The organism is Flavobacterium johnsoniae, from assembly GCF_030388325.1.
In the GTDB taxonomy this organism is placed as follows: Bacteria; Bacteroidota; Bacteroidia; order Flavobacteriales; family Flavobacteriaceae; genus Flavobacterium; species Flavobacterium johnsoniae_C.
This window is the reverse complement of record NZ_CP103794.1, coordinates 804,849-828,841: the sequence shown is the minus strand read 5'-3', so window position 1 is coordinate 828,841 and position 23,993 is coordinate 804,849. Positions and strand designations below refer to the sequence as shown.

Here is a 23,993-nt window from a genome sequence, read left to right as displayed (position 1 = left end):
AGCGGTTGAGTTTTTGTTCAACCGCTTTTTTATTTAGAATGTACGCTGTAGATTTTCATTCGTTTTGGTTATCGCCTTTTCATTTTTGTAATCAATCCATTTTTGACCTTGTATTTTTCGCATCATAATATCAAAATGGCGCATTATAAAAACATTATAGGCTGCCTTGGATAAATTGACAATGTTTTTTGGAAAAGAGCGCAAACTCATCGAAAAACCTGGTGTTAAATATTTCATATAATGCCAATAGCCCTCTGGCATGTAGAGCATTTCGCCATGTTTCAAGTTTGTAATGTAACCTTCTGCATTTTTGAGCGCTGGAAATTTTTCGTAATCTGGATTATCAAAATCAATATCTTCTCTCGAAATTAAAGCATGAGGTACTTTGTACATATATTTTGACTGATCTGGCGCAAAAAGCATACATTGTTTTTCTCCATGAAAATGAAAATGTAGAATATTAGAATAATCAATGTCGTAATGCATAAAAACTCTTGAGTTTTCGCCTCCAAAAAACAACATTGGCATCTGTTTTACTAATTTTAAACCTATATCAGGCCATAAAAAGTCGTCTTTTAATGAAGGAACTTCTTTCATCAAATTATAAAGAAAAATACGATAGTTGGTAGGTTTTTCTTCTAATAAATCAATGTAGTCGCTCATTTTCATTTTGGTATGAGCTTCGTTAAAGCCATCTTCATGATTGACAGGTCTGTCATCGTATAAAGGTACAATAGCATTACCTGCTATTTCTTTCATATAAGATAATTTCCACTTATTGTAAGCTGGCCAATCTTCGGTCAGTTCTTCTACAACAACAGGAATTTGTTTTTTTACATATTGGGAAATGAAATCTGCTTTAGAGATTTTTTTTACCCTTTCTATCTGTTTTAATTTCATTTTGCTGAATAAAAAAATTGCTTATAGCTCTGAGCTATAAGCAATTTAAAAATATTTATCGAGATTAATGATCTCTTTTAGCTAAATTTTTGATGTAATCGAATTTAAAATGATTTAATCTGCGAAACTCATAAAAAAATCAGTCTGCTGCATATTTGTTATTCCAGTACAGCATCATCATTAAAGTTACAATTACAGAAGAAGCAAGTCCTTCAAATAATAAACAAATACAATAAGTTGGCACTGATGGATTTCCTCCGAACATAAACGTTTCAGAAAGGGTTTTTACATAAGCGTCTCCGCCTCGAGCATAACTATAAACCAACAAACCAAATACGCTCATCGATACGCCGACTACAGAAGTCGTCATGGCAGAAACGGCATTAGTAACAAAATTGGTTTCTCCTTCATGTAGATTCATCTGCATTGTTCTGTTAACTCCGTAGAAAATAAAGAAAACATTAAGAGTTCTTAGGTAAAACAAATCTGCTAGACCTAATACATTCATCAATAAAAAATAAATGCCAATTCCGAGAAAAATCAAAAAACCATTGGTAATTTCTTTAGGTACTTTCATAGTGGTTATTTTTTAGAAGTTAATAGTAAATATTTGAAAAACAGTGTTCTATCAAATTTACTAAAAAAATAACTACGATGATTTAAAAACCAACAAAAACTGTATTGCGATTTTCTAAAGCAGATTTATATAATTCACAGCAACGTTTTTATCGTTATTGAGTTGCTCTTTTAGTGCGTCAACAGAACTGAATTTCTGTTCTTCGCGAATATAATGCAATAGAGAAACTTCGATATTTTGATCGTAAATGTTTTTGTCAAAATCAAAAAGATGGACTTCGATTGTTTGTTTGTCGCCATTTACGGTCGGATTAAAACCAATATTCATCATTCCAAAAACAGTTTCTTCGTTTACAATTGCTCTTACAACATAAACGCCAATTTTTGGAATCAGTTTATAATCTTCTTCAATATGAATATTTGCGGTAGGAAAACCAATTGTTCTCCCAAGTTGTTTTCCTTTAACAATTGTACCATTTAAGAAATAGTCGTATCCTAAATATTCATTTGCCAAAGCCATATTGCCTTCTATTAATGCTTTTCTGATTTTGGTCGAACTTACCGAAACATCTTGAATTTCTTGTGCTGATATTTGTTCAACTTCAAAACCATATTCAATTCCAAAAGCGATTAAATCATCAATATTGGCAGTTCTATTGCGTCCGAAACGGTGATCGTGTCCGATAATTATTTTCTGAATCTGAAATTTATCAACTAAAATAGTATGAACAAATTCTTCTGCGGTAAGTCTTGAGAAACTTTCGTTAAACGGATGAACAACTAAATTTTCAATTCCGGTTGCTTCGAGAAGTTTTGTTTTTTCGCTGATAGTATTTAATAATTTAATTTCTGATTTTTCCTGAAGAACCATTCGCGGATGCGGAAAAAAGGTAAGAACCAGGCTTTCATATTTTCCATTCTCAGTATTTTGGGTAATTCTTTCCAGAATTTTTTTGTGACCAATATGCACGCCGTCAAAAGTGCCAAGAGTTAAAATAGTTTTCTTGGTTGACTGAAAATCGTTTATAGAATGAAAGAGCTTCAAAACAAATTATTTAAGATGCTGCAAATTTATACTATTCTGTCTTAAATTTAATACTGGCTAAATCGAATTTTAACTATTTCTGTCAATTTCTTTTTGTGAAAATTAGCCAACTCGTCGATTAAAATGCGTTAATTGTCTTATATCTTGTATAATTTCAAATTAATTGGATTAATTTTGATATTATATCCCGATCGAATATGAAAAAAGAATTACTCTATATATTTTTTATTTTTTGCTGTGCGAGTGTTAATGCCCAAAATGATGTTTTGTGGCAAAAAGTAAATTCGTCTTCATCGCTTACGCGAAAGGCAAGTGCTTCAGATTCAAATGAGTTATATTTTAGATTGAATGCTGAACTTCTAAATTCGAAACTAGTTTCTGCAACGAATAAAACTGCAAAAAGCAGTTCCACAGAGATAACAATTCCAAATGCGGAAGGAAATTTAGAACGTTTTTCGGTTTGGGAATCTTCTAATTTTGATCCAGAATTACAAGCAAAATATCCAGAAATCAGAGCCTATCAAGGAATTGGAATAGACGATAAAAGTGCTAAAATCTATTTTAGTGTTGCTCCAATCGGAATGCAGACAATGGTTTTTCGTTTAGAAAAACAAACCGAATATATAGAGCAAAATCCTGATGATAATTCGGAATATGTGTTGTTTAAATCGGCAGATAAAGCAGATTCTAAAATGCGTCTGGATTGTAAAACAACCAATTTAATTGCCGAAAATAAATCTTCGATTACAGGAAAAACAGCTTCAAGTGCTAAACAATATAAAACATTCCGACTAGCATTATCTTGTACAGGCGAATATGCGACCTTTTTTGGAGGCACTAAAGCGGCAGCATTGGCAGGAATGAATGCTACTATGACTAGAGTAAACGGAGTTTTTGATAAAGACCTTTCTGTAAAATTAATTTTAATTGCTAATAATGATGCTGTAATTTATACAGATGCATCTACAGATCCGTATTCTAATGCAGCTCAAGGAACCGCAGATCCAGGAGGAACTTGGGGGCAAGAAGTTCAAACCACATTGTCAACCGTAATTGGAAATGCTAATTACGATATCGGACATTTGTTTGGAGCGTCTGGCGGAGGTGGAAATGCTGGTTGCATTGGTTGCGTTTGCGTAGATCCAACGACTAACACTCCGCTTGGAAAAGGAAGTGCTTATACTTCTCCATCAGATAGAAGACCACTCGGAGATACTTTCGATATTGATTTTGTGGCTCACGAAATGGGGCATCAGCTTGGAGGAACTCATACATTTTCTTATAGAGCTGAAGGAACAGGCACACATTATGAGCCCGGAAGCGGTTCAACTATTATGGCCTACGCTGGTGTAACAAATAATTATGATATTCAAAACAATTCTGATGATTATTTCTCGTACGGAAGTATTATTCAGATACAGAATAATTTGGAGGGAAAAACTTGTGCCGTTACTACACCAATAACCAATAATCCTCCAGTAATTAATGCAGGATTAGATTATACGATTCCAATTAGTACACCATTTGTTCTAACAGGAACAGGCTCAGATCCTGAAGGCAATTCTATAACCTATACTTGGGAACAATTTGACAGTGCCATAACTACAACTGGGCCAAACAGTATTGCCTTTGCGACAAAACCAGATGGGCCAATGTTTAGGTCATTTCCTCCAACGGCATCTCCAGTCCGTTATATGCCAGCTTTTAGTTCTGTACTCAACAATCAGTTAACTACGACTTGGGAGTCTGTTTCTTCAATTCCCAAAACGATGAATTTTACTTTGACTGGAAGAGATATCACAACAGAAGGTACAGCTCAAACTAGCACAGATGCCATGGTAGTTACAGTGACTTCTGCCGCAGGACCGTTTGCTATAACCTCACAGAATACAGAAAATATTTCTTGGGAAAGAGGTTCGACACAAACCATTACTTGGAGTGTTAACAATACCAATACTCTTGCAGGATCATCAAATGTAAATATCAAATTATCTGTAGATGGTGGTTTGAGATTTCCTACCATCTTAGCTTCAAATACTTTAAATGATGGATCGGAAACTGTTTTAATTCCATCTGGAATTACACCATCTACCAATTGTAGGATCTTAATTGAGCCAGTCAACAATATTTATTATGCTTTAAACAAAACTCCTTTTGCAATTGGTTATGCTGTTTCTACTAGTTGCAATACGTATAATTTTGAAGGTGGTTATTCAACAGGCAATAGTTCTACTTTTATAAGTAAAACCGTAACAGTGCCATCTTCTGTAGGAACTATTTATGATGTAAATGTTTTAGTAAATGTAACCCATGCAAGATTTTCTGATCTTGAAATGCAAATTGTAAGTCCAAGCGGAACAATAGTAAGTTTGTTTAATAGAAGCTGTGGCAATACCAATTCGACATTGTCGTTTCAGTTTGATGATAGCGGAATTGCTTTAAATTGTAGCGAAACCGCTATTCAAATTGTAATTCCTGCTAGTGAGCTAAGTGTTTTTAATGGCGAAGACCCTCAAGGTGTTTGGACTTTTAGAGTACGAGATGCGATTGTGGGAATGCTAGGCACAATAAATTCTGCTTCGGTAAATATTTGCAGTAAGACTTATACTTTAGATACTGGAGATTTTAAAAATATAGATTTTGCTTTGTATCCAAATCCGAATAAAGGAAATTTTACGATTCAATTTCAACGTGACTCAGTTAAAGATATTAAAGTTTATGTTCATGATATCTTAGGAAAGTATGTATACGACAAAACATTTCAAGGTTCAGGATACTTTATTCAAGATATTCAATTGCCTGGAGTTCCATCTGGAGTTTATTTTGTAACCATAACCGATGGTGAGAAAAGAACAGTAAGGAAGATAATAGTAAATTAAATTTCTAGTGCGCCATTGCAATACAAATTGTGCTTATTTTGGCGCCTGGAATTTTTAGCAAAGCGCGCGAACAAGCTTCGATTGTTGCACCTGTTGTAAGAACATCGTCAACAATTAAAAAGTGTTTGTTGTGAGCGGTTTCTGTAAATTCAACATCAAAAATGCTTTCAATATTTTCAGATCTTCCTAAAAGATCTTTTTTAGATTGTGTTTTAGAATATACTTTTCGAAATAAAAGGTTTTCATTAAATGGAATGTCAAAACCTTCCGCAATTGCTTTTCCAAAAGTCGTTATTTGATTATAACCTCGTTCCTTAAATTTTCTTTTGTGAAGCGGAACAGGAATAACAATATCGAACGGAATTTCAAGAGAAACTTCTTTTAAATCTTCGGCATACCAATTTCCCAAAGCCGTTCCAATTTCTTCACGACCTTTATATTTTAGGTTGTGAATTAATTCCTGAACCATTCCTTTTTTATTAAAGTACAAAAATGCCGATGCAAATTGAATATCAACCTTGCCATAAAACTTTTTTACAGCTTCATTTTTTGAATCTAAATGATATTGAGTAAGAGGCATTTCATGTCGGCAAACGGTGCAAAAGACATTTTCGTTTTGAAGTAAAATTCCACGACATCCGTCACAGACTTTCGGAAAAAATAGATTTATTAGATAATTAAACACAAAAAGAAAGATTTTATTTACAAAAATAGAAAAATCAACACTTCAATCTTTATTATTTTTCTTTTTTTTAAAGGTACTTTTTATATTTTTGCATCACTATGGCAAAACAAGAAGATATATTTAAGAATGTGGTTTCGCACGCAAAAGAGTACGGATTTATTTTTCCGTCAAGCGAAGTTTACGACGGATTAAGTGCAGTCTACGATTATGCACAAAATGGAGTCGAGTTAAAAAAGAATATCCGTGAATATTGGTGGAAATCAATGGTTCAGATGAATGAAAATATTGTCGGCCTTGATGCTGCAATATTGATGCATCCAACAACTTGGAAAGCTTCAGGCCACGTTGATGCGTTCAATGATCCATTAATTGATAATAAAGATTCTAAAAAAAGATATAGAGCTGACGTTTTAGTTGAGGAATTCGCTGAAAAGATTAATCAAAAAGCTCAAAAAGAAATCGAAAAAGCAAAAGCTCGTTTTGGTGATGCTTTTAATGAAGAAGAATTTATTACAACAAATGCACGCGTTGTAGAATATCTTTCAAAGAGAAAAGAAATTCTGGAAAGACTTGCAAAAGGTATGACTGATGATCTTCAAGACGTGAAAGCGTTAATTGAAGAATTAGGAATTGCCGATCCAGAAACAGGTTCTAAAAACTGGACAGATGTAAAACAGTTCAACTTAATGTTTGGAACTAAACTTGGAGCTTCTGCAGAATCTGCAATGGATTTATATTTGCGTCCGGAAACGGCACAAGGTATTTTTGTTAACTTCTTAAATGTTCAGAAATCTGGTCGTATGAAAGTTCCTTTTGGAATTGCTCAAACGGGAAAAGCGTTCAGAAATGAGATTGTTGCAAGACAGTTTATTTTCCGTATGCGTGAATTCGAACAAATGGAAATGCAATTTTTTGTTCGTCCAGGCGAAGAAATGAAATGGTATCACCATTGGAAAGAAACACGTCTAAAATGGCATTTATCTTTAGGATTAGGAAAAGAAAATTACCGTTTTCATGATCACGAAAAATTAGCACATTACGCAAACGCGGCGGCAGATATCGAATTTAATTTCCCATTCGGATTTAAAGAATTGGAAGGAATTCACTCTCGTACAGATTTCGATTTAAAAGCACACGAAGAATATTCTGGAAGAAAATTACAATATTTTGATCCTGAATTAAATGAAAACTATGTTCCTTATGTAGTAGAAACTTCTGTAGGTTTAGATCGTATGTTCTTAGCGGTTTTTGCTACTTCTTTACAAGAAGAAACATTAGAAGACGGTTCTACAAGAACAGTTTTAAAATTACCAGCAGTTTTAGCACCAACTAAAGCAGCGGTTTTACCGTTAGTTAAAAAAGACGGTTTACCAGAAATTTCAAGAAAAATCATTGAAGATTTGAAATGGGATTTCAATGTTGCTTATGATGAAAAAGATGCTGTAGGACGTCGTTACAGAAGACAAGATGCTTTAGGAACGCCTTTCTGTATTACAGTAGATCATCAAACATTGGAAGACGAAACAGTAACAATTCGTCATAGAGATACCATGAAACAAGATCGTGTAAAAATTGCAGAATTAAGAGGAATTATCGAAAATGAAGTTTCGATGAAAAACTGGTTAATGAAAATGTAATCTTTACCAATTATAGTATTGATCCCAAATTCCGTTAAGGAGTTTGGGATTTTTGATTTTAAAAAACACGCATTTTATCGATGTTTTTTGCATTTCATCATTTTGTATTAACATTTGGGTGTAATGTGTTAACAATGAACGGCTTAAAATGTTTAAATCCGTATTTTTAAATTCGGGTAAAATGTCAAAACCAATTTTTTCGCCAGTACATTAAATTAAGAAGTTTAATTTTTGATTGTGATCGGAGTATGGAGGAAATCAACGAAACCAAAAATTGAAGAAATATTCGTATATTATTGTTGATGATGATGCTGAAAGTATTTTGAAAACCAAAACAACCGCGGCGGGATTTTCAGAATTATCTTTTATTGCGTCGGCATCAAATTTTCAAGATGGTTTGAATTTGGTTTTAGAATATAAACCTGAATTGGTTTTTCTCGAAATCGATCCAAAAAATACTTCAAGTCAGTTGTCTTTGACTTTTATAAGCGAATTACACCGTTTTTTTCAAGAAATCCCGAAAATTATTGTCACCACAAAACTTAAAGACAAAGCCTTTGATGCCATTCAGTATGGTGTCTACGATTATCTATTAAAACCCGTTTTGCCGATAGATCTTCGAAAGACAATTTTAAAGCTGAATAAAGCCAATTTAGAGTTAAAAAATACTTCGTTGCAACAAGAACCAGTTTCTATCGTTATTGATAATGATAGAGCAGAAATTCCTCAAAATTTAGAAAGACCACTTACAATCTGTATAAAATCTTATGGAGATTATCGGTATTTAAATGCTGAAGATATCTGTTATTTTCAAGCAGATAACAATTCTACCGATATTTATTTGAATACTGGTGAAATGATTACGGCATTTAAAACGTTAAAGCATTTCGAAAGCGTTTTGACTTATCCATTTATCCGCATTCATAATAGTTATGTAATCAATCGAAATTATATTTCTAGAATTCATAGCGGAAATTCTATCTGTTATCTTAAAAACTCTTCAAAGAAAATTCCGTTTTCTAAGACTTACAAAGCAAATGTAGATCAGATAATTGCTGATTTTGCAGCGGGTAATTATCTAGAAATCTAAAAAGTAGACGTTTACTCGGATTTGCTACCCATTGACTATCAATTGGGTATGATTTACCACAAACTCAATTTTTCGTATAAATTTTTTTCGGCCTTCGTGTTAGTTTTACACCATGATTCGCGGTAAACGGCGGTCAATTCCAAAAACGTAAACAAACATCTTAAAACCCTCAGGTCATGAAAAAAACAGCTTTGACATTCGGATTATTTTCTTTAGTAGTATTAGCAACTTCTTTTAGCGCTCCAATTGACGGTGGTGCAGCTGGTGGAGTAATTAAAAAGAAAGACGTTTATGCAATTTTACCAATTGATGGTGGTGCTGCAGGCGGAGTAATCAAAAAGAGAGATGTTGCGATGTTACCAATTGACGGTGGTGCAGCTGGTGGAGTAATTAAAAAGAGAGATGTTGCTATGAATAACAGAAGCTTAAACTTTGCTAGCGTTAATCAATCTATCGGAAATGATAAAAAAGTAGACTAATCTACAATCAAAATAAATATTTTAAGCTGTCAGAAATGACAGCTTTTTTTTTGTGTCTCAAGTTTTTTACTATTTTTGGTAAAATTCCAAAAGCATAATTGAAAGACGCAAGCAAAATAGTATTCCTTATACTCTTGGTTTTTTTGGGTTGTACCAAGAAAACAGGACTAGATGATAATACAATTTCTTCAGTAGACAGTCTTCCGGTATATCTTTCTCTTGCCAATGAAGATACGATTCCTTTCAAATTCAAACAAAATTATAATCTTAAGGCGTTAAATATTATTATAAGCCAGAAAGACGACTCCATTAATAAAGTAAATCTTTTTAAGGTTGCCAATCGCTATTATAATATGAGCGACTGGAAAGCTTACTTTAATATCACAAAGTTAATTTTAGAACGATCACAGAAATCTAGAGATTCTGTTCATATGGCGAAAGCTTATACTTATTTGGGCGATTATTATGTTTCTCAATCTGTTTCGGATAGTGCTTTTATGAATTATTTTAATGCAGAAAAGACCTATTTAAAAATAGACGACCAGTTAAATTTGGCAAAAACATTTTTGAGTAAAGCCAATTTGCAATACAATGAAGGAGATTTTTTCGAAAGTGAAATAGCCGTTTTTAAGACTTTGAGTATTCTAAAAAAGGAGAAAAATGTAAATGAACTTTTATATGAAAGCTATAATTTACTTGGAGTTTTATATAATGAAAGAGAAGAATATAAAAAGGCTTTAGAGTTTCAGAACAATGCTTTGAAAATTCTGGATGATAAAAGTATAGCACCAGAGTTTCAGTATAAAGCAGCTTCTTTAAACAATATTGGTTTCATATATATGAATATGAAAAATTTCGAAGAAGCAAAAAAATATTTTGAAGAAGGACTTAAACAAAAAAATCTTTTTAAAGACAGAGCAAGTTTATATGCAATTTTACTAGATAATTTAGGATATTCTAAATTTAAACTAAATGATTCGATCCAATTACCAGATTTGTTTTATCAATCTTTGCAAATTAGAGATAGTCTTGATTTGGTTTCTGGAGTTGTATCTAGTAAAATCCATTTGTCTGAATATTATGCTTTTAACAGAGATACCGCAAAAGCATTAGAATTATCCAAACAAGCGCTGACTCTTTCGCGTACAACCAATAAGTCTGTAAATACTTTAGAAGCTTTAAAGCAAACGGCAAGCGTTGATCCAAGAAACGCTTCAATTTATTCTAGAGAATACATCAAGCTTAACGATAAAATGTTGAAAGACGAACGAAAAATGGGAGAAAAGTTTTCCAGAATTGCGTACGAAACCAACGAAATAAAAGATCAAAACTCTAATCTTCAAGAAAAAAACAAAACTTTGGTTTATGTTTTTAGTATTTGTACATTGCTCGGATTGTTTTTTTATGTTTATAAAACGCAGCAGGCTAAAAACCGCGAACTTTTATTTAAGCAACAACAGCAGATTGCAAACGAAGATATTTACAATTTGATGATTTCTCAGCAAAATGAAATTGAACTAACTAGAATCAGAGAAAAGAAAAATGTTGCTCAAGAATTGCATGATGGAGTTTTGGGGCGCATGTTTGGAATTAGAATTAGTTTGGATAGTTTGGATAAACTTGATGAAGAAGAAGCGGCTTCTAAAAGAAAAAAATATCTTGCAGAGCTAAAAAATATTGAACAAGATATTCGTGAAATTTCTCATGATTTAAATAGAGAAAAATCAGAATTAATTAATAATTTTATTGCTATTTTAAACAAACTATTTGAAAATCAAATAAATACATATAACTCTAAATTGATTACCAATTTTGATTCCGACATAAAATGGGAGCAAATAAGTAATATGGTCAAAATCAATTTATATCGAATTATTCAAGAAGGTCTTCAGAATTGTAATAAATATGCTAACGCAGATATTATTAAAGTGGAGCTTAAAAATGTAAATAATGTTTTGGTTTTAATAATTGAAGATGACGGAATAGGATTTAATACCAAAAAGACCAAAAACGGAATTGGTTTGCATAATATAGAATATAGAGCTAAAGAATGTAAAGGAACAGTTAGTATTAAATCTGTTAAAGGAGAAGGAACAAAGCTCACTGTAAAAATCCCTATAATTCCTAATACTTACCAGCATAATAATGACATTTGATTTAACAGCCTCAGACTCGCAACTAGTTAAAAAAAACATTTTAATAGTAGATGATCATCCATTTATTATTGAAGGATACAAGAATGCTATTACGCGGTACAATCCTCAACAATATGAATTTTCGATTTTTCAGGCACACGATTGCAAATCGGGTTACGAAATTATTCAAAATCAAAATTCTCCTCAATTTGATATAGCTTTTTTAGATATCAGTATGCCTCCATATGAGGAAAGAGAGATTTTTTCGGGAGAAGATTTGGCGAAGCTTTTACTTAACAGAATGCCTTCGTGCAAAATTATTCTGCTTACTATGTATACCGAATTGCTGAAAATCAAAACAATTATCAGATCTATTCAGCCAAACGGATTAATTATAAAAAATGATCTCACTTTTGATGAGCTTCTTTTAGCATTTGATAAAGTGATGAAAAATGAAAAATATTACAGTCAGTCGGTCGTTAAAATGCTGAACCAATCTACTCATAATGCAATTGAAATTGATCAGTACGATAAGCAGATATTAATTCATTTAGCGAAAGGAATTTCAAATCAAGATATGTTGCAGTATATTCCAATTTCTTTAAATGCAATTGAAAAAAGGAAAAAACATTTAAAAGAATTGCTGAAGATCAAAAACAATTCTGATGACGATTTGCTTAAAGAAGCAAAAAGCAAAGGGCTTTTTTGAAATTTTAGATTTTAGATCGAAAAAGCTAAAAAAAATACCTAACAGGTTTTTAAAACCTGTTAGGATACTGTAAACTGAAACTGCGACTGAGAACTAAAATTATTCGCTAAGTGCGTCCCAACCACGAGCTTTTAAGGCAATTTTTGTGTTAGCACGAGTTACTAGATGAATTCCTTCGTTTTCTTCCGCCATATGTCCGATAACAGAGAAATTCGGATTTCCTTTTATTTTGTCAAAATCATTAATGTCGATTGTAAATAAAAGTTCGTAATCTTCACCGCCGTTTATGGCAACTGTTGTACTATCGATATTAAATTCTTCGCAAGTCGAAATAAATTGAGGATCTAAAGGAAGTTTGTCTTCGTATAAATTACATCCTACTTTAGATTGTTTGCAGATATGAATAATCTCAGAAGATAATCCGTCTGAAATGTCAATCATAGCCGTTGGTTTTATGTCTAATGCATGAAGTAAAGTGCGAACATCTTTTCGTGCTTCTGGCTTCAGTTGACGTTCTACCAAATAGGTATACGGATCTAAATCTGGCTGATTGTTTGGATTAACTTGAAAAACTTGCTTTTCTCTTTCTAAAACCTGCAATCCCATGTAAGCTGCACCAATATCGCCTGTAACGACTAATAAATCTGTTTGTTTTGCTCCATTACGGTAAACCAATTCATTTTCATCAGCTTCTCCAATTGCGGTAATACTTATAATTAAACCTTTTTGAGATGAGGTTGTGTCGCCGCCAATAACGTCTACTTTATATTCTTTTGCAGCGTGTGTGATTCCTGCAAATAATTCTTCTAAAGCCTCAAGCGGAAAACGATTAGAAACCGCTACAGAAACCGTAATTTGAGTAGGTTTTGCATTCATAGCACAAATGTCAGAAACGTTTACCACAACGGCTTTGTATCCTAAATGTTTCAAAGGCATATAAGCCAAATCAAAGTGAACTCCTTCAATCAATAAATCAGTAGAAACGACTACTTTTTTTGCTGCAAAATCAAGAACTGCTGCGTCATCTCCAATGCTTTTTAAAGTCGATTCTTGCGTAACGTCAAAATTTTTGGTTAAATGCTCAATTAAACCAAATTCGCCCAATTGCGCTATACTAGTTCTCTGCTGATTTTTATCTTCTATCATTTCTGTTAAGTTCCAAAGTTATTAAGGTGCAAAGGTACAAAGGTTTTTTTTAAAGATGCTAAGATTCTGAGGTACTAAGGTTCTAAGTTTTTTTTCTTTTCGATTCTTATCGCTTCATGCTGAAATGAGCTTTGAATTCCTGAATTACGCCATTTTGGGTATAAGTAACCAGAAACCAGTAATCTGTTGAAGGAAGTGGATTGCCATTGAAATTACCATCCCAACCGGCACCAGAAGGTTTTATCATTTTTATGAATTTTCCGTAACGGTCAAAAATAGTAATGACGGCATCAGGCTGATCAGCGAGATCTGGAATATTCCAAGTGTCGTGGTAACCATCGTTGTTTGGAGTAAAAAATTTAGGGTATTTGAGCACTTTGGCAAATAGAATAAGATTGTCGCAATTGGCTTTTGTATCTTTTATTGTAATAGCGTGTTCTCCAGAATCAACATTCTGAAATATATTGTTGGTTTGAAAATCTCCATCATCAATTTGGTATTCATAATTTCCAAAACCATTAATGAGATTTACGGTAATATCTACAATGTCTTCAAATTCACCAGAAACGGTTACAGTTGCAATTGCGGGACTAGATTTTCCGACAGTGACAGTGGCTAGATTATAACCGCAGTCGTTACCAACATCTGGTACATTTTTGACGGGTACAACAGTGTAAATTCCGTCTTTCGTAGCAGTATAAGTTGATCCTGTACCCATTTTTGTATTGTTTAAATACCATTCTATAGTATAATCTGGAGAATTAATTCCTGAATTTAATTCAACCGAATGTTGCAAAATTCCCGTTTGATAATCTACACAGATGGCTCCGTCTTGAACTGTGAAATTTTTTAACGGATAAATGGTAATGTAAAAATCATCTTGAGTAAAACAAGCTGAATTTGTAGCCGCCGTCGCATAAACATACATTTGTTGACTGCTATTTATTGTTTGTCCTGCTGTATATTGAATTCCTGTTGCGTTTGAGCCGCTATAATAATTTCCAATCGCCAAAGGAGGCAAAGTATAACTTCCGCAAATAGCAACATCAGGAGTACTGGTTAGCACAGGAGTTTGAGAAATGGTGACTAAAAAACTTTTTTCGCTAGTACAAGTTAGACGTGTGCCTGAAACGGCATAAACATAGACGGTTTGTGAGGCTTTTAAAATCGTCCCTGCTGGAATAATAGCACCTTTTCCGTTTGGCTGTCCATAATAATTACCCAATTTTAATGGAGGCAAAGTATAACTGTCGCAAACATTTATGTTGTTAAACTCGCCAACATCAATTCCGTTGTAATTTACTTTGAAAAACGTTTCATTGCTGCAAGACTTAAAATCTGCCCATTCGTTATAAATATAAATCGTCTGTGTTGTATTGATGGCGGTTCCCTCAGCAATTTGAGTTCCTAAACCATTTGGTCCTCCTGTAGCAGTATAATATTTTCCGTTTTTTAGTTTTGGAAGTTGAAAAGCCGTGCAGGTTACCACATCGGTAAAACTGTCAACAGGCGGAAGAGGCTTTATCTCTACAATAAAACTATGTTCGTTTGTACATTCAGGTCCAACAGAATAAACATAAATAGTTTGTGTTGAGGTAATAATGTCGCCTGCTTTTAATGGTGTTCCTCCACCGTTGGTTTTTGTAAAATAATTACCATTTGTCAATGGGGGTAAAACATAGCGTGGACATTCTAGTCTATTAACAGGTTTATCTACCAAAGGCAACGGTTTTATAGTAATGACATATTTTAGATTTTCGGTACAATTTGGAGAAGTTGTCGTTGCTGCGAAATAATACACAGTTTGCGAGCTAGTAATAACAGTTCCGGCTGGAATATTTTTACCCTGTCCACCCGGATTTTCATAATAACCTCCAATGGAAACGGGCGGTAAAGTAAAACTTCCGCATTGCGAAATCGGAACGAAAATAGGAGAATTAACAATGTCGATTTTGAAAGAATGTTCATTGGTACATCTTCCATCATTTGCAAAAATATATAAAGTTTGGCTCGAAGTTATTTTATCTCCCGCATTAAGAGTATTTCCTAAACCTCCAGATAAAGTAAAATATTTTCCATTTACTAAAGAAGGTAATGTGTAAGAATCACAAGTCACAACATTTTCGGGCTTGTCTATTTCTGGTAAAGGATAAACGGTAAATGACACGGGAATATCACGACAAACAGATCCGTCGATAACGGCGTAATAATAAATAGTTTGACTGGTTGTAAATGCTGTTCCTTCTGGAATTGAATCTCCTCGTCCTCCAGGCTGGGTGAAAAAACCACCTGCAGCAACACGCGGAACAATATATTGACCACAAGCTTCTTTTTTAAAATCAATCTCGTAAATCAGAGTTATATTAAAGCTGCTCTCATTTGTACAATTGTTTTCGGTTGAGGCTTTGTAAATGTATATAGTACCACTTTTGGTGATGACGTCTCCAGGATTTAGTTTGGCTCCTGTTCCATTTACTGACGTATTGTATTCGCCATTTGTAAGTGGTGGCAGAGTATAACTATTGCAAGCGATAACACTTGGAATCTTATCTACTGTTGGTAGCGAATTAATATTAATATTGAAATTGACTGTTGTATAACAAACCGAGTTCGGATTATTTTCAACGCGAACCCAAATCGTTTTCGGCGATTGTTCTAAATATGTAATGAATTTTTTTGGATCTGCAATGTTGTTTCTTCCATTGTTAGCGTCCGTTTCGCTATTGTAATAACTGATTTTATATTCTGAAGAATTCAATCCATTTAAAATAATGGCTTCATTAACAGTTAAATCGACAAGTACGTTTTTAGAAACAGTATCACAAGTATTTAAATCTGGTGGCTTTGCAGCATTGATTGGCTGAGTTGTCAATAAATTAAACGAAACTAAATTATTGCAAAAAAAGCTTTTATCGTCAACAGGAACCGCTTTTATATAAATGGTTTGATTACCAGAACTTACATAAGATTTTAATTGATCCTCGGGTATCATAGGGCCATTTGCATTGGCTGAGGTTAAGGAATCAAAATAATAAATGGCAAATTTGGTGGGATCAATTCCTAATTCAGCTAAACTATTTTGAGTCAAATCATATTGATAATTTCCTGCCGCGTTATAGCAAGCAGTTAAGTTTTTTGGATTTTTGATAATCAGATCTTGAATTACAACTTCGTCTTTAACCACACAGCCAGAAAGTGTTGCCGTTACGCCGTAAGTTCCAGCCTTTTCGACAGTCAAAGAATTACTGGTTTCATTTGGAATTGTAGTTCCGTTTAGCGTCCAAACATAAGTGTAATTCCCTACGAGATCAGATTTAAGTGTGATTTTTTCGCCTTGACAAATGGTTCTATCGGGACCTAAATCCATAGTGGTCATAAAACTGCCACCTTTTATAAAAACTGCCGAATCATAATTACTATCGTTATAATCTCCAATTGCCAATTTTATGCGATAAGTTCGATTTGGAATTACTGTTGATGAAGCTGTTAAAACTTTGGTTTCGCCTCTCATATTGATTGCTGACTGAGAAGGATTCGTAACATTATAATGGTCAAATAAATTAGCATTTGCAGACAAACAGGACGAATTATATTGCTGATCTCTAATATTCTTAACAGAAACTGGAGTTGATGTTCCTGGCACTACGGCGAGATTTGTTGAAATTCCCGTTGTTAAATCTGTTAATATAAAAGCAAAAACATCGCTAAACCCGCATTGAAATTCGCCATATTCATTCGAAGCAAAAAGAAAATCAAAACTGAAATTACTAGACAACGGCGTAAAATCAAATTGCAGATAACTAACATCTGTAACAGGTACAATTTGTCCATTGCTATCACTAATAACCTGCAGATCGCTGTCTGTAGCATTGTTTAGTCTGCTGCTTTCGTTGTTGCCAGTATAAGAGCCTTCGGTATATTTAGCGATTCCATTTCTTATAACAATTCCGCTTGAAATAGGAAAGTTTAGATTTGTATTTGTGAATTTACCAATTCCTTGATGTGAAGAAAATTTGAAATTAGTTTCGTTCGAACAGCCGTTTTGCATTAATTCTTGTCGGATCAGTTCTGGTATACCCAAAGTTGTAGTGTCGACTATAATTCCTTGTGATGAAGATATGGCCGAATAAAATAATAAAAGTAGAAGTAGAGCAAATCTCATATTTCATATTTTTATTAGTTGGGTTATTTAAAATTACGAAATTATTTCTTATTAAAATTATGATTGTCAGTATTTTATGATTTATTTGAAGTTGTTTGAGTAAAAAGAAATAAAACGTTTCATAGTGTTAAATTCTAAAAAGATTTATCCAGTAATTAAATTATAAATTGAGGTTGAAGAAAGAAAAATATAATTTCTTAAAAATTATTTTTTCCTGCTGACAAACTGTTGTCACCAGCCCATTTTACTTTTGATGTATAGAAATTTAAAACCTTAAAAATCATGAAAACATTAGAAGCACAAGTAATCAGTTCAGAAGATTTATTGAAACATTGGCAAGGTCACCGCGCTTTAACGCGTCGTGTAATTGAAATTTTTCCTGAGAAAGATTTCTTCGAATTTTCTATTGGAGGAATGCGACCTTTTGCAAAACTAGTTGACGAACTTTTAGCGATTGGAGCTCCAGCAATGAAAGGAATTGTAAATAGAGACGCTCAGCCTTATCAAGAAGGAACAGAAAAATTAATCTTCAAAGCGCAATATTTAGAAAAATGGGATCAAGCTACAGAAGAAATTAATAAATATTGGGAACAATTATCGATTGAAGATTTCAACGAAACTTTTAATTTATTTGGACAATATGAATTTCCGATCATTCATAATATTCTTTATTTTATTGATAATGAAGTGCATCACCGCGGACAAGGTTATGTATATTTAAGAGCATTAAATATTGAACCTCCATTTTTCTGGGAAAGATAATTTTTCTAAAAATGAAACAAAAAAACTCCCAAAGATCGAATCGAAATTCTCTTTGGGAGTTTTTTTTATGAAAGTCTTTTTTTATTGATTTCGATTAAATCTAAAACTTTTGTCTTCAAAATTTCTGGTTCTAAAATAGTAGCATAATCTCCAAACATAAGAAACCATCTCGGAAAACCGCTTTCGATATCGCGACACATAAAAGTCATTTCTAACTGATCTCCAATTTCTTTTTCGGAAACAAAACCATGATATTTTCTTTCGAAAGCCAAATATCGAGCAATTTTCTTTTCTACTAAAAGACGCACTTTTGTTGTCGGACAGGTTTCTGTTTTATTCAGATAGGTTTCTAAAGCATCGTGTTCTATTGTAAAATCTAAATCGGTTTTTTTTAGGTTTTGAATTCTATCGGTTCTAAACTGTCTGTAGTCTTTTCGCAAATGACAAAAACCAAGAAAATACCAATTGTTATTATCATGAAAAACGCCTACAGGTTCTAAATTTCGTTCTGTTAATTCGTCTTTTCCGAAGGTTTTATAAGAAAGTGAAATTTGTTTTTTTTCGGCAATACTTTCAAATAAAACCGTCAATGTATTTGGAGAATTATCATGAAACATTGGTTCGGCAGTTTGCATAATCACTCTCGATTCTATGTTCGAAAGCCAATCTTTATCGCTGTTTCTCAAAACCGATTTCAATTTGAACATCGCGCTTGCATAATGATTTCCTAAAACAGGATCGGTAAATTTCTGAATCAACTTTTCTGCTGCAATAAAACTGCTGACTTCTTCGCGCGTAAACATAACAGGCGGAAGTCTATAGCCTTCCATTAAAGCATAACCAACTCCAGCTTCACTGTAAATAGGAACTCCAGAAGCTTCTAAAGTTCTAATATCTCTGTAAATAGTTCGTAAACTGCAATCAAAACGATCGGCCAATTCCTGCGCTTTTACAATCTTTTTAGATTGCAATTGAATAAGGATTGCAACAATTCGGTCAAATCGTTTTGGAGTTTCGTCGAGCATTTTTTTTAAGATTCTAAGGTTCTGAGTTGCTAAGATGCTAAGTTTTTTAGCTAAAAGATTCAAAGATACAAATGAAAGAAGTAAAGAGAATAAAAAAAGCTGTTCCAAACTGGAACAGCTTTTTTAATAAATCGTCGACACGAATCAAAATCTGTATAAAAGTCCAAATTGTGGCTGATCGAAGATATTTTCAAATAAATTGATGTTTAACTGAAAAGTATCTGATGATGGACCGTTTTCTGGAGCAACACTGTTGTAAGAAAGCATATTGGCTAGAACAAAAGTGACAGCAACATTTTTGGTAATAAAATAGTTTAATCCGACATTTACGTCTGCCGTTATGCTATTTGTAGTGTCGCTAATAAGGTCGCTTTCGTATTTATTTCTTCCAAATCCTAAACCTACTTCGGCATAAGTTTTAAAACGTTTTTTATCTAATTCTAAGAAATAGTAACGTGCAAAAGCCCCAGCTCCAAATACATTTGTTTTCTCATATGGAGTTTCTTGTTTGATACTTGCATAATTTAATTTTGCTCCAACAGCAAATTTGTCGTTTAGGAAATAGCCAAATTTTGGACTAAAACCGTAATAATCCTCTTCGCCGCCAGTGCTAATTTTTATAGAACCTTCAAGAAACATATCGCCTTGTGAAAAAGTTACGCCTTTAGCAGAATTCATTTCTGCATCAGCTTGATCTTGCTGAGCGTTTGCAAAACAAAAAGCAAAAAGGGCTAAAATAACTGAAAATTTGGTTTTCATAATCTTACATATTTAATTGTTTGTAAGATTAAAATTAGTTCTCATTATTTTTAGAAGTCAAAAATTTGATTTATCGCGTTAAAATTGAATCAATCAAGTTAATATTTTGGTAAATTTGTAAGTTTTATCTTTTTAATTTTTGCTGTAAACGAACAAAAACCCAATAACTTTTTACGTTATTGGGTTAAATCTATATTCTTCGTTCTTTACTCTTTTATGTAAAGAATTTTTCTGTTTTTCCTGCAATTTATGCTTATGCGAAATGTTCTGCCAATTTATAGAGTTTTACTTTTTTATAAACTTTTTGACAATTGTCTTTTCTTCATTTTTCAACTCTATGATATACATTCCTGAACTGAGGTGACTTACTTCGATACCATTTTCATTTAAATGACCGTAAAGTACAGCTTGTCCATTCAAATTGCTTATTTTATATAAAGCCGTATTATTATTTGGTTGCTTTATAAATAATTTTTGAATGACTGGATTTGGAAACAAAATATATTGATCTATTTTTGAATCATGTTCATCTATTGAAAGAGTAGATGTGGTGAATGAAATTGGATCGCTCGAATCTGAGATATTTTTGGCATAATCTTTTGATTTTAAAGTAAATGAATATGCAGTTTCTGCATTTAGCCCATTAACGGTATAAGTGGTTAGATTTGTAGAGCCAATAAGCGTGTTTCCTTGGTAAATATCATAACCAGTAACTGCTATATTATCTGTTGATTCATTCCACGACAAAATTGCTGATGTTTTAGTAATGTTTGATACGGTTAAATTCGTTGGTATGCTTGGAGCTTCAAATTCTATTATAGGTTTAGTGATTTCTATTCTATAATCTACAATTTGTCCATTGCTTATATACTCACATGCTGCAGGAATTCCATTTGGTTTTACAACAACTCTCATTCTCGTACTGCCTTTCTTCGCCGTTAAAGGAATCGTAAATTTTTTTATTGATGGAATGAAAGCTTCTTTTACAGCTGTACTCCATATTAATTCGCCTTCGTCATCAAAATCATAATCTCCATTTAAATCAATATAAACAGCTAAGCTACTTGGTATTGTCGGGGAATTATTTTTTGAAATGCTAACAGCAATAGTATTTTCTTGTCCAGGGATTAATGTTGTTGAAAGACTAGAATGATTGGCGTAAGCTCCTGAAATTGGTATTGTCTGTTTAATTGTACCGAGCTCAAGCTTGGTGATGTAATCATTTTCTTTGCTAATTCCGGAAGGTATACAATATCTTGGTATAGCAATTGTTGTAAACGAAACGGAACCGCTTTCTAACGAAAGGTTCCCACTTGAGTCTTCTGCTTTAACTGTAAATTTGTAGGCAGTTCCATCTTTAAGATTTTTAATTTCATACTTTAAAGTATTATAATATACATAGCCAACTTCTTTAGAATCTTGGAAAATGTGATATTTTTCAACTTTGGCAATGTCTTCTGAGGCAGTCCAAGATAGAGTGGCAGTAGTGGTTGCTATATTTGTTGCTTTTAAGTCTGTTGGTACAGTCGGAGCTATTTCATCTTTTAGTGTTACTACCGAAACTACATTGCTAAAATCGGAAGCATTTTTTCCTGTATCTACCGCCTGCACTTTAAAATTATATTTCCTGCCGCCATTAAGATCATAAATCAAATATGTATTTGTTGTTACTGTTGTAATTAGAGCATCATCACGATACACTCTATATGCAACATCATTAGAGGCATTTGTAGATGGATTCCAAGAGAGCACAGTAGAATGGTAGGTAGTTTCTGAAGCATTAAGATCTGTTGGAGTGGTAGGGTTTACGGTTGCTTTTAGTGTGGTTACCAAAATCGGATTACTCGATACAGAAAGGTTTCCGTTTTCATTTTTTGCTTTTACCGTTAACAAATATGTGGTAGCTTGCTTTAATTTTTCTACAGAAAAAGAAGTTGAATTCGATGTTCCTATTAAAGTTGGTCCTTCATAGATTTCGTACGTTAGGTCACCAGTGTTTTCTGGACTAGCTGTCCATGTTAATTTGGTTGTTGTCCAACTAGTGTTTGATGCTGTTAGAGCAGTTGGTGGTGCTGGAGCATTTGGATTTTTGACAGCATCTTTAATGTTTACAATAAAATCTCTGGATCCTCCATAAGTATATCCAATTTCACCATTATTACAAGGACCTGAATTTCCGCCTAAATCCATAACAACTCTCAAGGTCGTATTTCCTGTAGGAACTACTTCTGGAATCTTAAAAGTTCCTACTACAGGTTCTTTATAATCACCAAAATATTTACCCCAGACATATTCGTCCGAATAATTAAATATTTTATCACCATTGTAGTCAATCCATACATAATAGCCGGCTGAAAATCCTATTGTAGTTTGCCATGCAGGAGTGATATTTATGGCATATGTTTCTCCTTTTATCAAGACAGAAGAATAATCGGGATTAGAATTGAAATCATTCATGGCGCCAAATTTTACTGTCCCTAATCCGCCCAAGTTTGTTCCAGAAGTCACAGATTTACAATATTGAGGAGGTGTTGGCGCGGTCACAAAAGAGACCGTATTACTTTTACCTGAAATATTTCCATAACCATCTACTGCCTTAATGTTTAGATTATAAGTGTTTCCAGGAAAGACATTGATTATCATGCTTGTTTTTGTAGTGCTTAAAGGACTGTAGTCACCATCACTGTAATATAAGTTATAAGAAACTACTTCTCTATTGTCGTTTGATGGATTCCAAGATAATTCGGCTAAGTTTTCAGTGATATTTGAAATCATAAAATTTGTTGGCGCTGATGGAGGCAAAGTATCCACAGTTTCGCATAATATTGGGTAGCTAGCGGCAATATTGCCTGAATCATCTCTTGCTTTAATCGTAAATAAATAAGAGTTGTTCGGAATTAAATTATTTATAATTGCACTGCTGCTGGTTGTAGATTGGATCAATAAATTTCCTCCTTGATAGATATCATAAGTCACAGTTCCTTCAAGATCTTTTGATTGATCCCATGTTAAACTAATAGATGTTTCTGTAGCTTTAGTTACTTTAATATTTGAAGGTGTTGTTGGAGGCGTAATGTCTAAGGCTTTTGCTGAAACAAAATTAGAGGACGAAGATTTATTGTTTGCGGCATCAATTGCAATAACATAAAATTGATATGTCATTGCTTGTTGCAATCCTGTTACTTTAAAAGAATTAATATTTGCCTCAGTTTTGCCCCATGATCTGTAGAGATCTTTAATTTCATATGCCACAACTCCCACATTATCAGTTGAAGACGTCCAGTTAAAGAGCACCGAAGTCCCAGTTAGCTCAGAAGCTGTCAGATTACTTGGTGCAGTTGGTCTTGTACTGTCTAAAGTAGTAATAGAAACTCGATTGCTTGAACCAGAAATATTACCAGCAGCATCTCTTGCTTTGATTGTAAAAGTATAATTTGTTATATTTTCTAAATTAGTAACTCTGTACCACTTTGCAGGTGCATCTATTGTGGCTATTAAGTTTGTACCACTATAAATTTCGTAAGCTGTTACACCTATATTATCTGTTGATTCTGTCCAAGATAAGTCTGTTGTGGTTCCAAATGTTTGCGAGGCAATTAGATTTTTTGGTGCACTAGGTGCTTCTGTATCTTCTGATTGAAAATTTTCTGATAAATAAACTTCGAATTTAAAATTTGCAGAAGCTACAATAGGAAGTAATAATAAAATTTGTAAAATAACTTGAAATTTAATTTTGCGTAGAGTTATTATCATATTAGAACGGTTTAGTAGTTTTGATTGATTTGGATTAATGTTTTGGTTTTTAAGTCAATTGAATTTCAAAATCACTTTTATTCCAAATTAGTAAAAATTAGTGTTTTTGTGAGTAAATCTATAGCTTTTTACTTATAAAAAAAAGTATTAAAATATTTTGTTATTTGTAGTCTTAAATAAAATATAGAAACAAAAAACCCAACAACTTTTACATCATTGGGTTCTATCTTAATACTTAGTACTAAATTCTT

16 protein-coding genes are annotated in these 23,993 nt (G+C 33.1%); 7 read left to right on the top strand and 9 right to left on the bottom strand.

Annotated elements, in window-relative coordinates:
* Positions 1 to 33: 33 nt before the first annotated feature.
* From NYQ10_RS03765 to NYQ10_RS03755, 3 genes are all read right to left on the bottom strand, one after another.
* The gene (locus tag NYQ10_RS03765; protein ID WP_289878956.1) at positions 34 to 900 is read right to left on the bottom strand and encodes a cupin-like domain-containing protein; all 867 of its coding nucleotides are present in this window, start codon (positions 898 to 900) and stop codon (positions 34 to 36) included.
* A 139-nt stretch (positions 901 to 1,039) separates the two neighbouring features.
* Complete coding sequence (locus NYQ10_RS03760) at positions 1,040 to 1,477, bottom strand: hypothetical protein (protein ID WP_276171744.1); 438 nt, start codon at positions 1,475 to 1,477, stop codon at positions 1,040 to 1,042.
* A 114-nt stretch (positions 1,478 to 1,591) separates the two neighbouring features.
* The gene (locus tag NYQ10_RS03755; RefSeq protein ID WP_289878955.1) at positions 1,592 to 2,521 is read right to left on the bottom strand and encodes a bifunctional riboflavin kinase/FAD synthetase; all 930 of its coding nucleotides are present in this window, start codon (positions 2,519 to 2,521) and stop codon (positions 1,592 to 1,594) included.
* A gap of 197 nt (positions 2,522 to 2,718) precedes the next feature.
* On the opposite strand from NYQ10_RS03755, the gene NYQ10_RS03750 reads away from it, so the two are divergent.
* On the top strand, positions 2,719 to 5,400 hold the full coding sequence (locus NYQ10_RS03750; RefSeq protein WP_289878954.1) for a zinc-dependent metalloprotease: 2,682 nt from the start codon (positions 2,719 to 2,721) through the stop codon (positions 5,398 to 5,400).
* A gap of 4 nt (positions 5,401 to 5,404) precedes the next feature.
* Here the strand turns inward: NYQ10_RS03750 and NYQ10_RS03745 are convergent, their stop codons facing one another.
* The gene (locus NYQ10_RS03745) at positions 5,405 to 6,085 is read right to left on the bottom strand and encodes a ComF family protein (RefSeq protein ID WP_289878953.1); all 681 of its coding nucleotides are present in this window, start codon (positions 6,083 to 6,085) and stop codon (positions 5,405 to 5,407) included.
* A 98-nt stretch (positions 6,086 to 6,183) separates the two neighbouring features.
* Between NYQ10_RS03745 and NYQ10_RS03740 the strand changes: the two genes are divergently transcribed.
* The 5 genes from NYQ10_RS03740 to NYQ10_RS03720 all read left to right on the top strand — a co-directional run bounded on the left by NYQ10_RS03740 (position 6,184) and on the right by NYQ10_RS03720 (position 12,135).
* The gene (locus NYQ10_RS03740; RefSeq protein WP_289878952.1) at positions 6,184 to 7,722 is read left to right on the top strand and encodes a glycine--tRNA ligase; all 1,539 of its coding nucleotides are present in this window, start codon (positions 6,184 to 6,186) and stop codon (positions 7,720 to 7,722) included.
* Positions 7,723 to 7,996: 274 nt separating this feature from the next.
* Positions 7,997 to 8,812 carry a LytR/AlgR family response regulator transcription factor gene (locus NYQ10_RS03735; RefSeq protein WP_289878951.1) on the top strand — a complete coding sequence of 272 codons (816 nt, stop codon included), beginning with the start codon at positions 7,997 to 7,999 and terminating at the stop codon, positions 8,810 to 8,812.
* Between the two features lie 176 nt (positions 8,813 to 8,988).
* Positions 8,989 to 9,291: a hypothetical protein gene (locus NYQ10_RS03730; protein WP_289878950.1), complete on the top strand. Its 303-nt coding sequence runs from the start codon at positions 8,989 to 8,991 to the stop codon at positions 9,289 to 9,291.
* A 143-nt stretch (positions 9,292 to 9,434) separates the two neighbouring features.
* On the top strand, positions 9,435 to 11,447 hold the full coding sequence (locus NYQ10_RS03725) for a tetratricopeptide repeat protein (RefSeq protein ID WP_354669348.1): 2,013 nt from the start codon (positions 9,435 to 9,437) through the stop codon (positions 11,445 to 11,447).
* The gene (locus tag NYQ10_RS03720) at positions 11,437 to 12,135 is read left to right on the top strand and encodes a response regulator (protein ID WP_289878949.1); all 699 of its coding nucleotides are present in this window, start codon (positions 11,437 to 11,439) and stop codon (positions 12,133 to 12,135) included. Before NYQ10_RS03725 ends, NYQ10_RS03720 begins: the two co-directional genes overlap by 11 nt.
* Positions 12,136 to 12,234: 99 nt before the next feature.
* On the opposite strand, the gene thiL is transcribed toward NYQ10_RS03720, so the two are convergent.
* Positions 12,235 to 13,281, bottom strand: a complete 1,047-nt coding sequence (gene thiL, locus NYQ10_RS03715) for a thiamine-phosphate kinase (protein WP_276171753.1) — start codon at positions 13,279 to 13,281, stop codon at positions 12,235 to 12,237.
* 106 nt (positions 13,282 to 13,387) lie between these two features.
* On the bottom strand, positions 13,388 to 17,443 hold the full coding sequence (locus tag NYQ10_RS03710; protein ID WP_289878948.1) for a T9SS type B sorting domain-containing protein: 4,056 nt from the start codon (positions 17,441 to 17,443) through the stop codon (positions 13,388 to 13,390).
* A gap of 282 nt (positions 17,444 to 17,725) precedes the next feature.
* On the opposite strand from NYQ10_RS03710, the gene NYQ10_RS03705 reads away from it, so the two are divergent.
* Positions 17,726 to 18,205 (top strand): DinB family protein, encoded by a 480-nt coding sequence (locus NYQ10_RS03705; protein ID WP_276171755.1) that lies wholly within the window; start codon positions 17,726 to 17,728, stop codon positions 18,203 to 18,205.
* 65 nt (positions 18,206 to 18,270) lie between these two features.
* Here the strand turns inward: NYQ10_RS03705 and NYQ10_RS03700 are convergent, their stop codons facing one another.
* The 3 genes from NYQ10_RS03700 to NYQ10_RS03690 form a co-directional block, all read right to left on the bottom strand.
* Complete coding sequence (locus NYQ10_RS03700) at positions 18,271 to 19,230, bottom strand: helix-turn-helix transcriptional regulator (RefSeq protein ID WP_289878947.1); 960 nt, start codon at positions 19,228 to 19,230, stop codon at positions 18,271 to 18,273.
* Between the two features lie 144 nt (positions 19,231 to 19,374).
* Positions 19,375 to 19,989, bottom strand: a complete 615-nt coding sequence (locus NYQ10_RS03695; protein WP_289878946.1) for an outer membrane beta-barrel protein — start codon at positions 19,987 to 19,989, stop codon at positions 19,375 to 19,377.
* A gap of 285 nt (positions 19,990 to 20,274) precedes the next feature.
* Positions 20,275 to 23,742, bottom strand: a complete 3,468-nt coding sequence (locus NYQ10_RS03690) for a fibronectin type III domain-containing protein (protein ID WP_289878945.1) — start codon at positions 23,740 to 23,742, stop codon at positions 20,275 to 20,277.
* Positions 23,743 to 23,993 lie beyond the last annotated feature (251 nt).